The organism is Phenylobacterium sp., assembly GCF_965284355.1.
In the GTDB taxonomy this organism is placed as follows: Bacteria; Pseudomonadota; Alphaproteobacteria; order Caulobacterales; family Caulobacteraceae; genus Phenylobacterium.
In genome coordinates, this window is sequence record NZ_OZ260078.1 from 3799066 (window position 1) to 3817209 (window position 18144).

At 70.1% G+C, this 18144-nt stretch carries 16 protein-coding genes; 12 read left to right on the forward strand and 4 right to left on the reverse strand.

The features are described from left to right. Positions 1-160: 160 nt before the first annotated feature. The gene (locus ACQ66R_RS18735; RefSeq protein ID WP_430424362.1) at positions 161-1114 is read left to right on the forward strand and encodes a peptidylprolyl isomerase; all 954 of its coding nucleotides are present in this window, start codon (positions 161-163) and stop codon (positions 1112-1114) included. Next, positions 1111-2523: a bifunctional glutamate N-acetyltransferase/amino-acid acetyltransferase ArgJ gene (gene argJ, locus ACQ66R_RS18740; protein ID WP_430424364.1), complete on the forward strand. Its 1413-nt coding sequence runs from the start codon at positions 1111-1113 to the stop codon at positions 2521-2523. The genes ACQ66R_RS18735 and argJ overlap by 4 nt, the downstream gene beginning before the upstream one ends. On the opposite strand, the gene ACQ66R_RS18745 is transcribed toward argJ, so the two are convergent. Together ACQ66R_RS18745 and ACQ66R_RS18750 are read right to left on the reverse strand one after the other, a co-directional pair. Further along, positions 2501-4408: a glycosyltransferase family 2 protein gene (locus ACQ66R_RS18745; RefSeq protein WP_430424366.1), complete on the reverse strand. Its 1908-nt coding sequence runs from the start codon at positions 4406-4408 to the stop codon at positions 2501-2503. The two genes, argJ and ACQ66R_RS18745, sit on opposite strands and share 23 nt — an antisense overlap. A 36-nt stretch (positions 4409-4444) precedes the next feature. Further along, positions 4445-5872: a DEAD/DEAH box helicase gene (locus ACQ66R_RS18750; RefSeq protein ID WP_430424368.1), complete on the reverse strand. Its 1428-nt coding sequence runs from the start codon at positions 5870-5872 to the stop codon at positions 4445-4447. 443 nt (positions 5873-6315) lie between these two features. Here ACQ66R_RS18750 and ACQ66R_RS18755 point away from each other — a divergent pair, with 443 nt between their 5' ends. From ACQ66R_RS18755 to ACQ66R_RS18775, 5 genes are read left to right on the forward strand one after another with little or no spacing between them, the layout of a single operon-like run. Next, positions 6316-9405, forward strand: a complete 3090-nt coding sequence (locus ACQ66R_RS18755; protein ID WP_430424370.1) for a TonB-dependent receptor domain-containing protein — start codon at positions 6316-6318, stop codon at positions 9403-9405. A gap of 55 nt (positions 9406-9460) precedes the next feature. Continuing rightward, positions 9461-11230 (forward strand): gamma-glutamyltransferase, encoded by a 1770-nt coding sequence (ggt, locus tag ACQ66R_RS18760; RefSeq protein ID WP_430424372.1) that lies wholly within the window; start codon positions 9461-9463, stop codon positions 11228-11230. 13 nt (positions 11231-11243) lie between these two features. Continuing rightward, positions 11244-11657, forward strand: a complete 414-nt coding sequence (gene mutT / locus ACQ66R_RS18765; RefSeq protein ID WP_430424374.1) for an 8-oxo-dGTP diphosphatase MutT — start codon at positions 11244-11246, stop codon at positions 11655-11657. After that, positions 11657-12073 carry a secondary thiamine-phosphate synthase enzyme YjbQ gene (locus ACQ66R_RS18770; RefSeq protein ID WP_430424376.1) on the forward strand — a complete coding sequence of 139 codons (417 nt, stop codon included), beginning with the start codon at positions 11657-11659 and terminating at the stop codon, positions 12071-12073. Before mutT ends, ACQ66R_RS18770 begins: the two co-directional genes overlap by 1 nt. A gap of 2 nt (positions 12074-12075) precedes the next feature. Continuing rightward, positions 12076-13074, forward strand: coding sequence for a WD40/YVTN/BNR-like repeat-containing protein (locus ACQ66R_RS18775; protein ID WP_430424377.1), 999 nt, complete (start codon positions 12076-12078; stop codon positions 13072-13074). 205 nt (positions 13075-13279) lie between these two features. Here ACQ66R_RS18775 and ACQ66R_RS18780 read toward each other — a convergent pair whose 3' ends face one another. Then, positions 13280-14182 carry a hypothetical protein gene (locus ACQ66R_RS18780; RefSeq protein ID WP_430424379.1) on the reverse strand — a complete coding sequence of 301 codons (903 nt, stop codon included), beginning with the start codon at positions 14180-14182 and terminating at the stop codon, positions 13280-13282. A gap of 109 nt (positions 14183-14291) precedes the next feature. After that, positions 14292-15134, reverse strand: coding sequence for a methyltransferase domain-containing protein (locus tag ACQ66R_RS18785; RefSeq protein WP_430424381.1), 843 nt, complete (start codon positions 15132-15134; stop codon positions 14292-14294). Here ACQ66R_RS18785 and ACQ66R_RS18790 point away from each other — a divergent pair. The 5 genes from ACQ66R_RS18790 to ACQ66R_RS18810 all read left to right on the forward strand — a co-directional run bounded on the left by ACQ66R_RS18790 (position 15134) and on the right by ACQ66R_RS18810 (position 18139). Further along, positions 15134-15907, forward strand: coding sequence for a ComF family protein (locus ACQ66R_RS18790; protein ID WP_430424383.1), 774 nt, complete (start codon positions 15134-15136; stop codon positions 15905-15907). The two genes, ACQ66R_RS18785 and ACQ66R_RS18790, sit on opposite strands and share 1 nt — an antisense overlap. 33 nt (positions 15908-15940) lie before the next feature. Beyond that, positions 15941-16195 (forward strand): glutaredoxin 3, encoded by a 255-nt coding sequence (gene grxC, locus ACQ66R_RS18795; RefSeq protein WP_430424385.1) that lies wholly within the window; start codon positions 15941-15943, stop codon positions 16193-16195. A gap of 141 nt (positions 16196-16336) precedes the next feature. Then, entirely contained in the window at positions 16337-17152 is an 816-nt protein-coding gene (locus ACQ66R_RS18800) for a carbon-nitrogen hydrolase family protein (protein ID WP_430424387.1), read from the forward strand. 9 nt (positions 17153-17161) lie between these two features. After that, positions 17162-17593 carry a DUF1178 family protein gene (locus ACQ66R_RS18805; protein WP_430424390.1) on the forward strand — a complete coding sequence of 144 codons (432 nt, stop codon included), beginning with the start codon at positions 17162-17164 and terminating at the stop codon, positions 17591-17593. 99 nt (positions 17594-17692) lie between these two features. Beyond that, positions 17693-18139, forward strand: a complete 447-nt coding sequence (locus tag ACQ66R_RS18810; protein ID WP_430424392.1) for a hypothetical protein — start codon at positions 17693-17695, stop codon at positions 18137-18139. Positions 18140-18144 lie beyond the last annotated feature (5 nt).

Below are 18144 nucleotides of genomic sequence, written 5' to 3' on the forward strand. Positions count from 1 at the left end.
TTTGCATTCCGAGATGCGCTTGGCCAGCGTGCGGCGACGCCCGGACGCAAACTCTTGAAGGAAACGGGCGCGGCAGGACGCTCGAAAAGTGGCTTCCACTTTGCTGGACCGCGCTCTAGGGACGGGCTGCGCTGCCTCGCCGATTTCAAAGGACGACCGCATGACGGCCAAGAGGCCCTTCCGCATCGCTGTCATGGCCGTCGTCGTGGCGCTGAGCGTGGCGGCCTGCGGTCGCGACGCCGGCGGCGACAACCCGCCCGAGCGGGGCGACAAGGCGGTGGCCAAGGTCGACGGCAAGACCATCTGGGCGTCCGACGTGAAGCACGAGGCGGTGGCTCAGGGCCTGGTGGGCGAGGGCGAGCCGCTGGACACCTCGTCGGACCTCTTCCGCCGGATGATGGACGAGGTGATCGACCAGAAGCTGCTGGCGGCCGAGGCGCGCCGGCGCAAGCTGGACAAGGATCCGGCGGCCCAGCGTCGGCTGACCGCGGCGCAGGACCGGGTCCTGGGCGACATGCTGGTCGAGAATCAGGTGGCCGACGCCGTCACCGAGAACGCCATCCGAGGCCTCTATGAGGAACAGCAGAAGCTGTCGCGCCGATCGATGGAGATCCGCGCCCGCCAGATCGTGCTGGCCACCGCCGCCGAGGCCGAGCAGGTGAAGAAGCTGCTGGCCGCCGGCGCCGCCTTCGAGGCCCTGGCGATGGAGCGTTCGCGTGACGCGGCCACGCGGTTCAATGGCGGCGACCTGGGCTACTTCACCACCGACGTCATGCCCGAGGCCTACGAGACCGCGCTGAACGGCGCGCGGGTCGGCCAAGTGGTGGGCCCGGTGGCCGTGGAGGGCGGGTTCGCGCTCGTGAAAGTGGAGGACGTGCGCGAGGAACAGCCGATCGCCCTGGACGCCGCCCGCCCGCAGATCGTCCGCTTCCTGACCTACGACCGCATCCGCGATCTTCTGGAAAAGCTGCGCGCCAAGGCCAAGATCGAGACGCTGATCAAGCCCGAGGCCGGCGCGCCGAAGGCCGTTCCGCCCGCCGATGCGCCGAAGGTCGCCCCGGCCCCCAAGGCCGCGCCGGCCGCCCAGCCTCAGCCCAAGGAAACCGCCAAATGAGCCGCAAGCCCGCCAAGCCCGCGGCCAGGACGCCGGCCGCGAAGTCCGCCAAGCCGGTTGAAGTCGTGGGTCAGACCATCGAGCGCGCGCTCGAGCCCCTGACCTCGGCGGTGAAGCGCGCCGCCGCAGGCAAGCCGGCCGCAAAGGCCGCCCCGGCCAAGGTCGACAAGGCGGCGATGCCCGTCTCGCCGCTGGCCGTGCCGTTCCCGCGCATGAAGCCCGTCCGCGGCGTGACGCTGGGAACCGGTCGGGCCGGCTTCTACAAGCACGAGCGCGAAGACCTGCTGGTCATGAGCTTCCCCGAGGGCGCGAGCTGCGCCGGGGTCTTCACCCGCCACGCCGTCGGCTCGGCCCCGGTCGACTGGTGCAAGCGCCAGCTGGAGGCGACCAAGGGCGAGGGCGTGAAGGCCCTGGTGGTCAACGCCGGCTGCGCCAATTCCTTCACCGGCCGGCCGGGCGCGGATGCCGTCCGCCGCGTCGCGTCAGCCGTGGGCAAGCGTTTCGACTGCCGTCAGCGCGACGTGATGGTCGCCTCGACCGGAGTCATCGGCGTTCTGCTGGACGACGCGAAGATCACCGCGCGCCTGCCCGAGGTCGAGGGCCGGCTGGAGGCTGACGGATGGGGCGGCGCGGCGCGCGCCATCATGACCACCGACACCTTCCCGAAGGGCGCCTACGCCGAGGCCAAGATCGACGGCGTGACCGTGCGCATCGGCGGCATCTGCAAGGGTTCGGGCATGATCGCCCCCGACATGGCCACCATGCTGGCCTTCGTCGTCACCGATGCCAACATCTCGCCGCGCGCTCTGCAGGCCCTGGTCAGCCTCTACACCCGCAACACCTTCAACGCGGTGACCGTGGACGGCGACCGCTCGACCAACGACACGCTGCTGCTGTTCGCCACCGGCCAGTCGGGGGCGCCCAAGGTCAGCCGCGCGGGCGAGCATCGCCTGGCCGACTTCCGCGACAAGCTGGAGGCGGTGCTGATGAACCTGGCCCACCAGCTGGTCCGGGACGGCGAGGGTGCGACGAAGTTCATCAAGATCACCGTGACGGGCGCGCAGAGCGCCGCCTCGGCCCGCAAGATCGCCCGCTCGGTGGCCGATAGCCCGCTGGTGAAGACCGCCTTCGCCGGTGAGGACGCCAACTGGGGCCGCATCGTCATGGCCGTGGGCAAGGCCGACGAGCCCGTCGATCGCGATTCCCTGAGCGTGAAGTTCGGCCCGCACTGGGCGGCGCAGGATGGTCTGATCGCGGCCTCCTACGACGAGGCCAAGATGAGCGCCTACATGAAGAAGGCCGAGCTGGAGGTGACCATCGACGTGGGGGTCGGCCGGGCCAGCTCCACCGTCTGGACCTGCGATCTCACCAAGCGCTACGTCGAGATCAACGGGGACTATCGCTCGTAACCCACGGGGGCTTGCGCAGCGGCGGGCTGGCCAGCTTGTAGTCGCTGTGGCGCAGGTCGAAGAGCGGGTTGTGGAATGGGTCCTGGTCCAGCGCCCGGCCCCAGCGGGACTTCATCGCGGCGATCTCGGCGTTGAAGCGCGCCTGGGCCTCGGGTTCGCGATCCTCGCCGCGTGAGGCGGACTCGTGGTGGACCAGCTCGGCGTAGGGCGTCCAGACGATGTCGTAGCCGGCCGCACGGACCTTCAGGCACAGGTCGACGTCGTTGAAGGCGACGGTCAGGCGTTCCGCATCGAGCCCGCCGACCTCGTCGTAGACCGACTTGCGGATGGCCAGGCAGGCGGCGGTCACAGCCGTGACGTTCCGGGGCGTGAGGAGATGGCGATAGTAGCCGCCGTTGTCGCCCGGCGCCCCGTAGCAGAGGTGGCCGGCCACGCCGCCCATGCCGATCACGACGCCGGCGTGCTGCACGGCGCCGTCGGGAAACAGCAGGCGCGCGCCGACGGCGCCGACGTTCGGCCGCACGGCCTGTGCGACCATCGCGTCCAGCCAGTCGTCGTGGAGCATCGAGATGTCGTTGTTCAGCAATAGCAGGATCTCGCCAAGCGCCTGGGCGGCGGCCATGTTGTTCAGCGCCGAGAAGTTGAAGGGGCCGGGCGCAGGGAGGATCCGGACGCGCGGGTCCTTTCGCAGACGGTCGAAGAGGGCCGCGGTCTCGGGCTCGACGCTGCCATTGTCGACGATCAGCAGTTCCAGCGGGTCATAGGCCGTCTGGTTGAGCACGCCGTCGGCGCACTGGGCCAGCAACTCGGCGCGGTCGCGGGTCGGCACGATGATCGAGACCAGCGGCCGGGGTTCGGGCGGCGCGCGTCGCACGCCGACCCAGCCGGGAGAGTCTTCGAGGTTCGCGACGGTCACTCGCGTTTGTCCCGTGCGGACCAGGTGTTCGTCCACGGCCCGGCGGGCAGCGTCGGCGCAGCGATCCATGAAGGCCTGGGAGAACGTCTCGGGCCCGCCCTCCTGGCGCCAGTGGTAGAGCACCCAGGGAATGTGATGGATGCGGGAGGGCGACGATTGTTCGCTGACCCGTAGCGCCAGATCGTAGTCCTGGCTGCCCTCGAACCCGACCCGCAGCCCGCCGATCGCCTCCACGATGCTGCGCCGATAGACGCCCAGGTGGCTCACGAAGTTCTGGCTGAGGATCAGCTCGGGGTTCCAGGCGGTCTTGAAGTACGGCTCGTAGCGGCGCCCGTTCGTGTCGATCTTGTCCTCGTCGGAGTAGATCAGGTCGGCGTCGGGATGGTCCTGCAGCAGGGCCGCGACCTCGTAGAGCGCGCGCTCGGGCAGGATGTCGTCGTGGTCCATCAGGGCCACGAACTCGCCGGTCGCCAGCGTCAGGGCCGAGTTGGTGGCGGCGCAGATGTTGCCGTTCTCGGCGCGGCGGAAGACCTTGATCCGGGGGTCCGAGGCGGCCTGCTTCTGCAGCGCCTTCCAGACCGCCGGGTCCGGCGAAGCGTCGTCGGCGATGCACAGTTCCCAGTGGGGGTAGAGCTGGGCCCGCACCGAGGCGATCGCCTTGACGATCAGGTCGGGCGATCTCGCGTAGACCGGCATCACCACCGAGATCAGCGGCCTGTGCGTCATCCGCTCGATGTGCGCGCGGATCGCCTGGCGGTCGGTGGGGGACAGGGTGTCGTAGGTCGCCACCCAGTCCAGGTAGTCGCCGTAGCTCAGCGCCTCGGGCTCGAGAACCGAACGGATGTAGCGCTCGCCCCAGCGGGTCTTGGCGATCAGTTCTGCGACCGCGTGCACGACCCGATGGATCAACGGCGCGCGGCGCACAGCGTTCAGCGCATGGATGGACAGGGTGCGGACGAGGGCGTGCATGGATTGCGTCTTGTCGCCCGCGCCGCGGCCTTCCGTCTAGCGGTTGCTCCAGACGCCCGTCGGGCGGTCGCCGCCGCCCGCGTTGCCGCCCCCGCCGCCCCGGCGACGCCGGCTCGGACCCTTGCAGCCCGGCTTGGCGTTCTCGCCCTGGGAACGCCCCTCGGAACGGCCGCCCTCCGGACGATGGCCCGGCTTGGCGTCGGCGTGATTGCGGTTGCGCTTGGCCGCGTGAGCCCCGCGATGCGGCTGGGCCTTGCCCTGCGGACGGGCGGCCTGCGAACGCTCGGGCTTGCCCGTGTCGGGCATGGCCGCGGTGGCTGCGCCCAGGTGGCGGTCGTTGCGGCGATCGAAGCTGGGGATCCGCTGACGGGTCACCTTCTCGATGTCCTTCAGCAGGTTGCGCTCGTCGTCGGCGCAGAACGCCACGGCCGAGCCGTCCGCGCCCGCACGGGCCGTCCGGCCGATCCGGTGGACATAGGCTTCCGGGACGTTCGGCAGCTCGAACTGGACCACGTGGCTCACCGCGTCGATGTCGATGCCGCGGGCGGCGATGTCGGTGGCCACCAGGGCGCGGACGTCGCCGGCCTTGAAGGCGGCGAGGGCGCGCTCACGCTGGCCCTGGCTCTTGTCGCCGTGGATCGAGACGGCCTCTACGCCCGATTGCTCCAGCCCCTTGGCGACCCGGTCGGCGCCGCGCTTGGTGCGGGTGAAGACGATGACGCGCTTGAAGCTGCCATCATCGAACAGTTCGGCTAGCAGGGCGCGCTTGCGCTGTTGCTCGACAAACAGGACGCGCTGGTTGATCCGCTCGACCGTCGTGGCCTGCGGCGTCACCGAGACCTTGAGCGGGTTCGGATTGAGGATCTCGGCGGACAGCTTCTCGATCTCGCCGGGCATGGTGGCCGAGAAGAACAGGTTCTGGCGAACCCGCGGGACGAACTTGATGATCTTCCGGATGGGGACGATGAAGCCCATGTCCAGCATCTGGTCGGCCTCGTCGAGCACCAGGATCTCGACACCCTCGAGGGTCATCGACTTCTCGCCCAGGTGGTCGAGCAGGCGGCCGGGCGTCGCGACCAGGATGTCGACGCCGGGCGCCATGGCGCGCATCTGGCCGCCATACTTCACGCCGCCGAAGATCACCGCGACGGTGACGCCCATGTGCTTGCCATAGGTCTTGAAGCTCTCGCCGATCTGGGTCGCCAGCTCGCGGGTCGGGGCCAGGACCAGCACCCGGGCGCTGCGGCGCGGGGCGGGCTTACGGTTCTCGGCCAGTCGGTGCAGGATCGGCAGGGCGAAGGCGGCGGTCTTGCCGGTGCCCGTCTGGGCGATGCCCAGCAGGTCCTTGCCCGACATCACGCCGGGGATGGCCTGCGCCTGGATCGGCGTCGGCTGGGTGTAGCCCTCGTCGGCCAGCGCCTTGAGCAGCGGCTTGGCCAGGCCAAGGTCGATAAATTGGGTCAAACGAACAGTCTTTCGCGTATGCGACGAACGCGCCGGCTCGGAACCTTCCGAGGGCGCGGGGATCGCTGTCTTTGGGGAGCGCCCCGCGTGATGGGCGATCTATGAGAAGTCTCTCACTGCGCTCGACAGGCTGGGTCTTCGGAAAGACCCCACGCGGCTGGAGCGTCGCTAGCACTCAGGAGGAGCGCAGACCGCACATCGGGGTTTTGGCCGCCAATGTCAACCCACGCGGTCGGAATAGGAGCCGCCGTCGCCGGGGGCGCAGCCCGTCGCCTCGGTGACCGCCATGCATCTTCGCAGCCCGCAGCCGTGCATCCGGGACGCAAAAGGCAACAGCTACCCACGCGGGGTACTCGCGGGCTTGACGGTCCGGGCCGGAACCCAAAGAAGAGGCGCGGGGAACCAGACGCCGCGCGTCTGGCAAAGGGGAAGGGGTTCAAGACATGAGGTTTTCGCCAACCCGCGGGCGCGTGCGCCTGCTGGCCACCAGCGCGCTTTGCGCGGTCGCGGCGCTCTCGACGCAGGCCCGGGCCCAGGACGCCAAGACCGACACGGAAGTCGATGAGATCGTCGTGGTCGGCTCGCAGATTCAGGGCTCGAAGGTCACCGCCGCCCTGCCCGTGACCCTGCTGACGACCGACCAGATCCGGGGCGCCGCCGCGGGCTCGGGCGACGAACTGTTCCGCACCATCCCGCAGGCCGGGAACGTGACGTTCAACTCGAGCTTCCTGCCGGGCTCGTCGAACTCGGCGCGAGGCGACGTCAACTCGGTCAGCCTGCGCAACTTGGGCGCGGGCAACACCCTGGTGCTGATCAACGGCCGCCGCACCGTCTACCACCCGACGACCCAGGCGGAGTCGCTGGTTCCGACCTTCACCTACAACACCAACGCCATCCCCGTGGCAGGCCTGAAGAGCATCGAGGTGCTGCGCGATGGCGCGGCGGCGATCTACGGCACCGACGCGGTGGCCGGCGTCATCAACACGGTGCTGCAGGACGACCTGGACGGCGGCTCAGCCGAGTTCCAGTACGGCACGGCGCCGGGCACCAACCTGCGTGAGGGCCGCCTGACCGGCGTCTACGGCGAGAACTTCGCCGACGGCCGCGGCAACATCACGATCTTCGGGTCGCTGGAGCGGCGTTCGGCCCTGCTGGCGTCCGACCAGGACTACACGGCCTCGTCCAACCGCCAGTCGCTGTTTGCGGGCACCGAGTTCGCCACGGCGGTGGGTCTCGACAGCCGGGCGACCACGTCGGGCTTCGGCGCCTTCCAGGCCGTCGGCGTGACGAGCGCGATCCGCCAGGGGACGACGGCGATCACTGGCGCGACCGGCATCTTCCACACCTCGCCGCAGTCGGTGACCTGCACCGTGGTGATCGGCCCGGGTCTCTGCGTCGTGCCGGGCGCCTTCAACACGACGACCGACCGGGCCTTCCGCCCGGACACCGTGGCCCAGACCAAGTCCTCGGTCATCCCGCAGGCGGCCCGGACCAACATCTTCCTGACCGGCCACTACGACATCGCCGAAGACCTCACGGTGTTCGGCGAGGCCGGCTACTACCACGCCCGCACCGAGGGCAATGTCTCGGGCTTCAACGCGCTCAGCACCTCGCCGGCGATCAGCATCGGGCCGAACGCCTTCTACAACCCCTTCGGCGCGGCGACGCTCGCCAACGGCCAGCCCAATCCGAACCGCCTGCCCAACCTCGTGGGCGTGCCGGCCGGGGGCCTGAGGCTGACCTTCAACGCCTACGGCCTGCTGGACCTGGGCGCCTCGCAGGTGATCGTCAACAACGACCAGTACCGGATACTGGGCGGGCTCAAGGGCAAGAAGTTCGGCTTCCGGTGGGAAAGTGCGGCGCTCTACTCAGAGGCGACGGTCGATGACCTGTCGTACGCCCTGGACGGCACGGCCTTCTCCAGGGCCGTCAACCGCACGACGGCCGACGCCTACAACCCGTTCAACGGCATCGGCGCGGGCACCAACCTCGTCACCGGCGGCGACCAGACCCCGTCGAGCGCTGCGGCGATCGCCGGGCTCATCATCCCGATCACGCGCTCGAACAAGACCACGCTGGCGTTGTGGGACTTCAAGATCAGCCGTCCGGACCTGTTCACGATCTGGGCAGGCGATATCGGCCTGGCCGCTGGCGTCGAAGTGCGCCGCGAGACCTATCGCGACAACCGCGACGACAACGTCGATGGGACCATCCCGTACATCGACGCGATCACCGGCCCCATCGTCGGCGGCACGGTCGCGCTCAGCAACATCCCGGGGACCTCGGTGTCACCGGACGTGAGTGGCCATCGCACTGTGAAGTCGGCCTACGCCGAGCTGGCCATTCCGCTGGTCTCGCCGGAGATGAACATCCCGCTGGTCGATCGCGTCGAGGTCCAGCTGGCCGGGCGCGCAGAGGACTACAGCGACGTCGGCAGCGTGGCGAAGCCGAAGGTGGCCGCGGCCTGGGACATCATCCCGGGCTTCCGTCTGCGCGGCTCATGGTCGAAGGGCTTCAAGGCGCCCAACCTGGAGCAGATCAACGTCAGCCAGGTCAGCCGCACCAACAACCGCCAGGACTACTACTTCTGCGAGGCCGACCTGCGCGCCAGGCGGATCACCAGCTTCACCCAGTGCACACAGTCGCGGACCACGCGCGCGGTGCGCGCCGGCAACCCGGACCTGAAGCCCGAGACGTCTGAGTCTCTGTCCTACGGCATCGTCCTCCAGCCCGAGTTCATCCCGCCGGAGTTCGGCCGCCTGACCCTGACCGCCGACGTCTGGAAGATCCGGCAGAAGGGCATCGTGGGCCTGTTCGGCGAAGGCAACGCGGTGATCCTCGACTACCTGCTGCGCCTGCAGGGCTCGTCCAACCCGGCGGTCCACCGCCTGGCGCCGACGCCGGACAACATCGCCGTGTTCGCGGGCACCGGCCTCGCGCCGGTGGGCTTCGTGGACTTCGCCGACGACAAGTACGTGAACCAGCTGCCGCAGGTGGCCCAGGGCGTCGACCTCGGGCTCAACTACCGGGTGGGCACGGATCGCTTCGGCGACTTCAGCCTCGACGTGAATGTCGCGCGCCTGGACAAGCTCTATCAATCGCCGACCGAGGGTCTGGCGGCCCTGCTCGCGGCCCGCGCGGCCGGCCAGATCAACGCCGGCACCATCATCACGGGCGGCCAGGATATCGTCGGTCAGAACGGCACGCCCGAATGGCGCGGGACGGGGTCGTTCACCTGGCGCAAGGACGGCTTCGCGGTGAACTGGTTTTCGACCTATACCGGCAAGTACTATGACACCGGCCTGACGTACGCCGCGGGCGGCTTCTACAACGTGCCCTCGACGATGGTGCACAACGTGTCGCTGGCCTACACCTTCGAGGAGGGGGGCAAGTACCTGGAGGGCGCCCGCTTGCTCGTGGGCGCGCGCAACGTGTTCGACAAGGACCCGCCGCTGGTGCCGGGCGGCTACTCCGCCACGGTCTACAACCCCTACGGCCGCTACCTCTACTTCAACGTCAGGAAGTCCTTCTAGCCACGGTCGATGCGGCGTCCGGCCGAAGGGTCGGGCGCTCGCCCGGGAGTTCAGCATGAACCTTCGCAAACTGGTCCGTCACGCGGTGGTTCGCGTCGCGCTCTCCGGCGCCCTGGCGCTGTCCCTGGCGGTCGGGGCTCCGGCGCAGGCGCAGGACGGGGCCGCTGCGCCGGATATCTCGCGCACCGGCGGCGACCTGATCGGATACCGTTCGATCCACCATCCGGTGATCGGGCGCGACGGCATGGTGGTGGCCCAGAGCCGGTCCGCCGCGCGGATCGGAGCCGACATCCTGGCCCGCGGCGGCAACGCGGTGGACGCGGCGGTGGCGGTGGGGCTGGCCGAGGCCATGACGCTGCCCCGGGCGGGCAATATCGGCGGCGGCGGCTACATGCTGGTCTATGACGCCGCGTCGAAGAAGACAGTCGCCATCGAGTACTACGGCCAGGCGCCGCTGGGCGCGACGCCCGACTTCCTGCTGGGACCCGACCAGAAGGTCTCGGAAGCCAAGGTCATGTCCTTCAAGGGCGTGACCGTGCCCGGCACGGTGGCCGGACTGTACGAGGCTCACAAGCGTTTCGGCCGCCTGCCCTGGGCCCGTCTGGTCCAGCCAGCCATCGACCTGGCCGCGAAGGGCGTGGTCATGACCGACGACGAGGCCGCCGCCCTGGCCCAGCGCAAGACCATGATGGCCCAGGACCCGGGCGGCGCGCGGAAGGTCTATTTCAAGGCGGACGGTTCGGCCTATCAGCCCGGCGAAGTGTTCCGGAACCCCGACCTGGCCTGGACCCTGAAGCAGATCCAGGCGCGGGGCGCCGACGGCTTCTACAAGGGTCCCGTCGCCGACCGGCTGGTCGCCGGGATCAAGGCCGGCGGCGGGATCATCACCCGCGAGGACTTGGCCACTTACCGAGCCAACGTGCTGGAGCCCGTCTGGTCCGACTACCGCGGCCACCGGATCGCCTACATGCCGCCCACGTCGGCCGCGTCCAGCGTGGCCGAGGCCATGAACATCCTGGAACAGTTCCCGGTCGCCGACATGGGGCAGGGCAACGTCGCCACGATGCACCTCCTCGCCGAGACGATGAAGATCGTGAACGTCGACCGTCGCTACTCCGGCGGCGGCCCCCAGTGGACGACGCCGGCGCGGGGGATCGCCAGCAAGGCCTTCGCCGCCGAACGGGCCAGGCTGATCTCGATGTACAAGTCGCTGGACAGCAAGTCGCTGCCGGGCCTCGATCCGCGCCCCTACGAGAGCCCCGACACCACCCACTATTCGATCGCCGACAAGGACGGGAACGTCGTCGCCAACACCTACACCCTGACCGCCTCGTTCGGGGCGCACGTGGTGGCGCCCGGCACCGGCTTCCTGCTGAACAACTCGCTGGCCAACTTCGACTGGAGCCCCAAGCCCAACAGCATCGGCAACCGGATCGAGCCGGGCAAACGGGCCATCTCGACCATCTCGCCGATCATCGTGTTCAAGGACGGCAAGCCCTGGGTGGCGACCGGCACGCCCGGCGGCGGCACCATCATCGCCACCATGACCCAGATGCTGAGCAACCTCATCGACTTTCGCCTGAACGTCGCCGAGGCCGCCCAGCGCCCGCGGATCTACCAGGCCGGCGTCGACGGACCGCTGCAGGTGGAGGAGTCCATTCCTCAGGACCTGGTGGCCGGCCTGCAGGCCAAGGGGCACAAGGTGGAACGCTCGCAGATCCTGGGCAGCACCCAGTCGATCATGATCGGCCCGGACGGGGTCATGTACGGCGCCGCCGACACTCGCCGTCCCGACGCCGGCGTCGCCGCCGTCCGCCAGTACTAGACAGGCCGCCCTCGTGAGTCCGACTGGAAAGCCGATCGTGCTGGTGGCCGCCGCGGCGCTGGTGGACGTCGACGGCCGCGTGCTGATCTGCCAGCGGCCCGAAGGCAAGCAACTGGCCGGCCTGTGGGAGTTTCCCGGCGGCAAGGTCGAGTCCGGCGAGACGCCCGAGGCGTGCCTGATCCGCGAGCTGGACGAGGAGCTGGGCATCAAGGTCAGCCATGCGTGCCTCGCCCCGTTCGTGTTCGCCAGCCACGAGTACGAGACGTTCCACCTGCTGATGCCGCTCTATCTGGTTCGGCGCTGGGAGGGGACGGTGCGGGCTCTGGAGCACAAGGGGCTGGCCTGGGTGAAGCCCAGGGACATGGACCGCTACCCGATGCCGCCGGCCGACGCGCCGCTGGTGGCCTGGCTGCGCGATCTGCTGTGATGCGCCAGGCGGCCCAGACGCTGAGCTTTCAGACGCCGGGCCCGGGGCTGCACGAAATCACCCGCGAGGTCGTGGCATGGACCGCGGCGCAGGGCATGACGACGGGCCTGCTGACCCTGTTCTGCCGCCACACCTCGGCGTCGCTGACCATCCAGGAAAACGCCGACCCGGACGTGCGCCGCGACCTCGAGGATTGGGTCGCCGCGGTGGCGCCCGAGAGCGCGGCCTATCGCCACCAGGACGAGGGCCCGGACGACATGCCGGCCCATCTCCGCAGCGTGCTGACCGGCGTGCAGCTGTCCGTGCCGCTGATCGGCGGGCGGCTGGCGCTGGGGACCTGGCAGGGGATCTACCTGTTCGAACACCGCCGCCGGCCCCACCGGCGCGAGGTGGCCCTGCACCTGCTGGGGGAATGACGATGCGCTGGATCCTGCTCGCCGCCGCCCTGCTCGCCACGCCGGCCCAGGCGGCCTGGCGGCATATCGACCTGGCGACGGACGTGACCCTGCGCGCCGTGGCGGTGGTGGACGCCCAGCGGTTCCACGTCTCGGGCTCGAAAGGGACGCACGCCGTCACCGACGACGGAGGCAGGACTTGGCGCAACGCGATTCCCGCCGACGGCAGCGCGCTGGACTTCCGCGGCGTGGCGGCTCTGGACGCAGAGACCGCGGTCCTGATGAGCGCCGGAGACGGTCCGACCGGGCTGGCGCGCCTCTACCGCACGGCGGACGGCGGGCGGACCTGGGCGTTGGTGTTCGAGACACGGGAGACGGGCAGCTTCCTCGACGCTGTGGCGTTCCGCGACGGGCGGCGGGGGTTCGTCCTGGGCGACCCGATCGACGGGCGCTGGTTCCTGCTGCAGACGAAGGACGGCGGGAAAACCTGGGCGCGCATCCCCGGGCCGTCGGTCGAACCGGGCGAGGCGGCCTTCGCCGCCAGCAACTCGGCGCTGTTCATGGGCCCGGGCCGCGAGCTGTGGGTGGTCTCGGGCGGATTGCCCAAGGGGCGCGTGGCCCATTCGCGCGACGACGGCGTCGGGTGGGACACCCTGGAGAGCCCGGTGGGCGGATCGGCCACCGCCGGCCTGTTCGGCGGGCTGGCGCTGGGCAAGGACCGGGCGGTGGTGGTCGGCGGCGACTACAAGGACGAACTGCGGGACGGCGTCAGCTTGGTCCTGTTCGAGAAGTTCGACATCTGGACGCCACCCCATGACGGGACGCCGCACCTCCTGGAAGGCGTCGGCCGCCTCGACGCCAAGACCCTGATCGCCGTGGGCCCGCGCGGCACGTCGATCAGCGCCGACGACGGGCAATCCTGGCGGCAGGTCGACGGCGAGGCGTTTCACGCCATCGCCTGCCGCGCCGGGACCTGCGTGGCCGCGGGCGCCAAGGGCAAGGTCGCGGTCTGGGGCCGCTAGGGCCATCTCGCAGGAACGCACGCGCCTCGGCCCTTGACCTGAACGTCATGGCCGGCCTTGTGCCGGCCATCCATAAGCACCGACGTGCAAGAGTTCGCAGTGGCGCTGCTGCGAGCGACCTTGAAGCGCCTGCGTGTCTGGGTGGCCGGCACAGGGCCGGCCATGACGTACGAAGATTGAGGGAAGCTGCCCCCTCGTCCAGGCGTCAATGCAACGACGCGCGCCGGACCCGCGCGGGCTTCGTCGCCTCGACCACGCACTGGCCCGGGTCGCTCATGGCGTGGACGCCCAGGCAGTAGATGTCCTCGTAGTGTGTGCCCGAGGCGGCGAGGCACTGGTGATAGTTGAGCTTGGCCGAGCGCAGGCACATGCCGGCGTTGCGCTCGCTCATCAGCCCCCGCGCGGCGGCGTCCTGGCCCAGGACCGTGAGCGCCGCCACCGCGACGCCGCGCGAAATCACGGAACTGGTCCCGCCGCGCCGGCCGCTCTCGGCCAGAGCCGCCGAAAGCCGGGCCCGGTCGGCGGGCTCGGCGCGGTAGCCGGCGGCTTGCTTCACCGCCGCCAGCCGTTGCGGGCCGTTGGGAACACGGGCGCGCGACCATGCCTGGTGCTGGATCGAATACGACGTCTTCTTTACCCGCGCGCCGGCGGCGGCCAGAGCCTCGCCGCGACGGGCGAGGGCGGCGTTGGCCCGCGCCGCCGCCGCCGCGCCGCCCGGCAGGTCCACGGCGGCGTTCGGGTCCGAGGCCAGGCGGCGGCCCAGGTCGCGGCCCCCCGCCTTCACGGTCTGCACGAAGCGCGGCTCCTGCATCGCGGCCATGGCGGCGTAGGCGATCATCGCCGCCTCCAGTTGCTTCGGGTCGTAGCCCGCGGCGGTGCGCAACTGGACCCCGATCTCGGACGGATTGGCGAAGGCGGCGTCGATCCCGGCCGCACGGCGCGTGTAGGCCTCGAACGCGGCGGCCTGGCTCGCGAGGCCCACGTCGAACACGCCGGTCGCAGGCGCGCCGGCGCGGCCACGCGGCGGCGGCGTCGAGCTCGAGGCGCAGCCGGCGAGCAGAATGGCGATCATGGCGGCCGTGAAGCCGCGGGCAGTCCCTGGGCGCATGTCAGTTCCCCCTGACGAATCCGCCCCCCACAGGCGCGAGCTTAGCCGGAAGGCCGTCGCCCGAGCCGCGACGGACTGTCACATCGGTATGGTTATCAAAGGCTTATGGCTAAGCTTGCGGCGCGGATTGGGGCGCCCACCCCGTCAGGGTGATGATCTCGAAACTGGCCGGGACGCGGCCGTCCGGCGTGCCGAAGCGCTCGATGTAGATCTCGGCCATGCGGTTCAGCAGCGTCCGCGTCAGCATCCTGGGATGCCGGTCGGCCAGCACGCCGGTCTCGCCCATCTGGCGCAGGTCGTAGAGCAGCTTCAGGGGGTGTTCGTAGGTGACGGTCACCTTGTCGACGTCGCTCACGGTCTGGACGAAGCCGGCCCGCGACAGCAGGCCTGCGGCGTCCTGCAGGTCTGCGAAGGGCGAGACCCGGCTGCCCGCGCCGCCCAGGATTTCGCTCTCGGCCGCCACCAGCGACTGGCGCAGCTCGGTCAGGGTGATCCCGCCCAGGAACGCGGCGATGAACAGGCCGTCGGGCTTCAGCGCCAGCCGGGCCTGGATCAGCGCGCCCACCACGTCGTTGGTCCAGTGCAGGCCCAGGGTGGAGACGATCAGGTCCAGGCTGCCCGGCGCGAACGGCAGTCGCTCCTCGTCGGCCACCACGCGTAGGCCGGGGCGTCCCGTCAGCATCCGACCCGACAGGTCGGCCTCGATCAGCGTCTCGACCTTGCCCGGCGCCTCCTCAACCAGAGCCTGCGCGAACGCGCCGCCACGCGCGGAGAGGTCGACGGCCACGTTGAAGGTGCGCATGATGGGCGCCAGGCGCTCGGCGATATCATAGGCCGCGCGCCGCTGCAGGAAGTCCGCGCCCGCGTAGCCGTTCGCCGCCCGGTCCAGGCGCTTGCGGTGCAGGTCGCGGTCGAAGAGCCGTGGGGGCGCGTGATGGGGAGGCGAAGCCATTGAGCGCGGATGAAGCGGATTTCGTCGCGCGATGGAAGCCGAAAGCCCAGGCGGGCCTGCGCACGGCGCTCGACCTGTTGTTCCCACCCCAGGCCATCGACGGCGGGCCCCGGCCGATGGCGGGCGGTTTCTCGGCCGACGCCTGGGGCCGCATCCGATTTCTGGACGGGCCGGTCTGCGACGGCTGCGGCGTGCCGTTCGAGTTCGATCCGGGCGACCGATGCGCCGCCTGCCTGGCCCGGCCGCGGGCGTTCGACGCCGCCCGGGCGGCGTGCCTCTACGACGAGACTTCGCGCGATCCGATCCTCAAGCTGAAGCACGCCGACCGGCTGGACCTGGCGCCGATGCTGGCTCGCTGGATCAGCCGCGCGGCCCGCGAGCTGATCGAGGAGGCCGACGCCATCGCGCCCGTGCCCCTGCACCGCTTCCGCCTGCTGCATCGGCGCTACAACCAGGCCGCGGAGATCGCCCGCCCGCTGGCGGCGATGACGGGCACGCCCTACCTGCCCGACGCGCTGGTCCGGCGACGCGATACGGCGACCCAGGCGGGCAAGTCGGGGTCCGGCCGCAAGCGGAACGTGGCGGCGGCGTTCGAAGTCCCGGCTTCGCGGCGGAAACAGGTGGACGGTCTGCGCATTCTGTTGATCGATGACGTGCTCACCACCGGCGCCACCGCCGAGGGCTGCGCCAGGGCCCTCAAAGCCGCCGGCGCCGCCCGCGTCGATCTGGCCGTCGTCGCCCGCGTGCAGGCGGCGGCGGGACTCACCATATGATCTGCTAACCCAGACCGTGTTATCTGAGAGGCCATGACCCAGGTCACCATCTACACCAAGCCGTATTGCCCCTACTGCATCCGCGCCGTGGATCTGCTGGAGAAGAAGGGCGTCGCCTTCACCGAGATCGAGGCGGCCTTCGACCCCGAGAAGCGGCAGGAGATGATGCAGCGCTCGGGCCGCGCGACGTTCCCGCAGATTTTCGTGGGCGACCGCCACATCGGCGGCTGCGACGACATGATGGCGCTGGAGCGCGAGGGAAAGCTGGACCCGCTGCTGGCGGCCTGATCCCTCCCCTTCATGGGGAGGGTGGCTCGCGGCGCGAGCCGGGTGGGGAAGTGTCGATCCTCGCCGACCTCAGCGTTCCGGCCCACACTTCCCCACCCTGGCCGCTGGCGCGGCCTGTCCCTCCCCATTAAGGGGAGGGAGATGCTCGTTGGCCTCATCCAGACCCGCACGCCCGCCACCCACGCCGCAGCGCTGGCCCATGTCCTGCCGCTGGTGAGGGACGCCGCCGCCCAGGGCGCGCGGTTCATCCTGACGCCCGAGGGCACGAACATCCTGCAGAAGGATCGTGAGGCCCTGCTGCCACAGTTGACCCTCCTCGCGGACGATCCCGTCGTGAAAGGCCTTCGCGCGGCGGCCCGCGAGCTCGGCGTGTGGATCGACGTCGGCTCGGCGCTGGTGAAGCGTGAAGACGGGAAAGCCGCCAACCGCCAGGTGCTGATCCGGCCGGACGGGACCATCGCCGCCACCTACGACAAGCTGCACATGTTCGACGTCGACCTGCCCACCGGCGAGACGGCGCGCGAGAGCGAGACCTACGAGCCGGGCGACCGGGCCGTCGTCGCCGACACGCCCTGGGCCCGGCTCGGCCTGACCATCTGCTACGACCTGCGCTTCGCCGCCCTCTACCGCGCCCTGGCTCTGGCGGGCGCCCAGGTGTTCACGATCCCCGCCGCCTTCACCCGGCCCACCGGCGAGGCGCACTGGGAGGTCCTGATGCGCGCCCGCGCCATCGAGACCGGCAGCTATGTCCTGGCCGCCGCGCAGGGCGGGTTTCACGAGGACCGGCGCGGCACGTGGGGGCGTTCGCTGGTGGTCGGGCCCTGGGGCGAGGTGGTGGCCAAGCTTGACCATGATGAGCCGGGCGTGCTTCTGGCCGACCTCGATCCGGCGGCGTCCGCCAAGGCCCGCGCCGCCATTCCGGCCCTGGCCAACGCGCGCGCCTTCACCGGCCCGTAGAGCAGTTCGATGATCCGCTACGCCCTGACCTGCGACCACGACCACGAATTCGAAGGCTGGTTCGGCTCGTCCGACGACTACGACGACCAGCAGGCCCGCGGCCTCGTGGAATGCCCGATCTGCGCGTCGAAGCAGGTGCGCAAACAGATCATGGCGCCCGCCGTGGCCGGAACGAAGCGCACGGTGAAGGACCTCGAGCCCGCCAAGATGCAGGCGATGATGATGGAGGCGGCCGGCCGCATCCGCCGCCATGTGGAAGAGAACTTCGACGACGTCGGCGACAGCTTCGCCGCCGAGGCCCGCGCCATCCATGAAGGCCGCGCCGAGGATCGCGGCATCTATGGCCAGGCCACGCCGAAGGAGGTGCGCGAGCTGGTGGAGGACGGCGTCCCGGTCGCGCCGCTGCCCGGCGAGCCGCCGAAGAAGACCGAGGTCAACTAACCCGATCTTTTCCCGATCTGGCGGGTCCGACGCGCCGACGTCCTTGCAGCGCAGCTTGCCGCGCGGCAATTTCCGATTGTATCGGGGGGAAGGGTGTTCATGCGCGTTCTCGGCGTTCTGGCTGCGCTCGTCGTGGCCTTTGCGGGTGTGTCCGCCATGGCCGCGCCCTTGGCGGCCTATGGCGGCCTGCCCACCATCGATGCGATCGAGATTTCGCCGGACGGCTCGACCCTGGCGGTCCTCGTCTCGGACGGGAACAGCCGCGGCATCGTGCTGCGACCGACAGCCGGCGGACCGCAGAAGACCTATCCCGTCGGCGCCGCCAAGGTCCGGCGGCTGGACTGGGTGGGGTCGGACTATCTCATCGTCACCACCTCCCAGACTGAGCGGCTGATCGGATGGACGGGGGACAAGGGCGAATTCTCGCTGGGCTACGTGCTCGACGTGAAGGCGCAGAAGGTCTCTCCGCTATTCGAAGAGTCGCTGGAGAAGATGCAGACCGGCACCCACTTCCGTGGCGCCTCGACGAAGATCACGGATCTCTGAACATC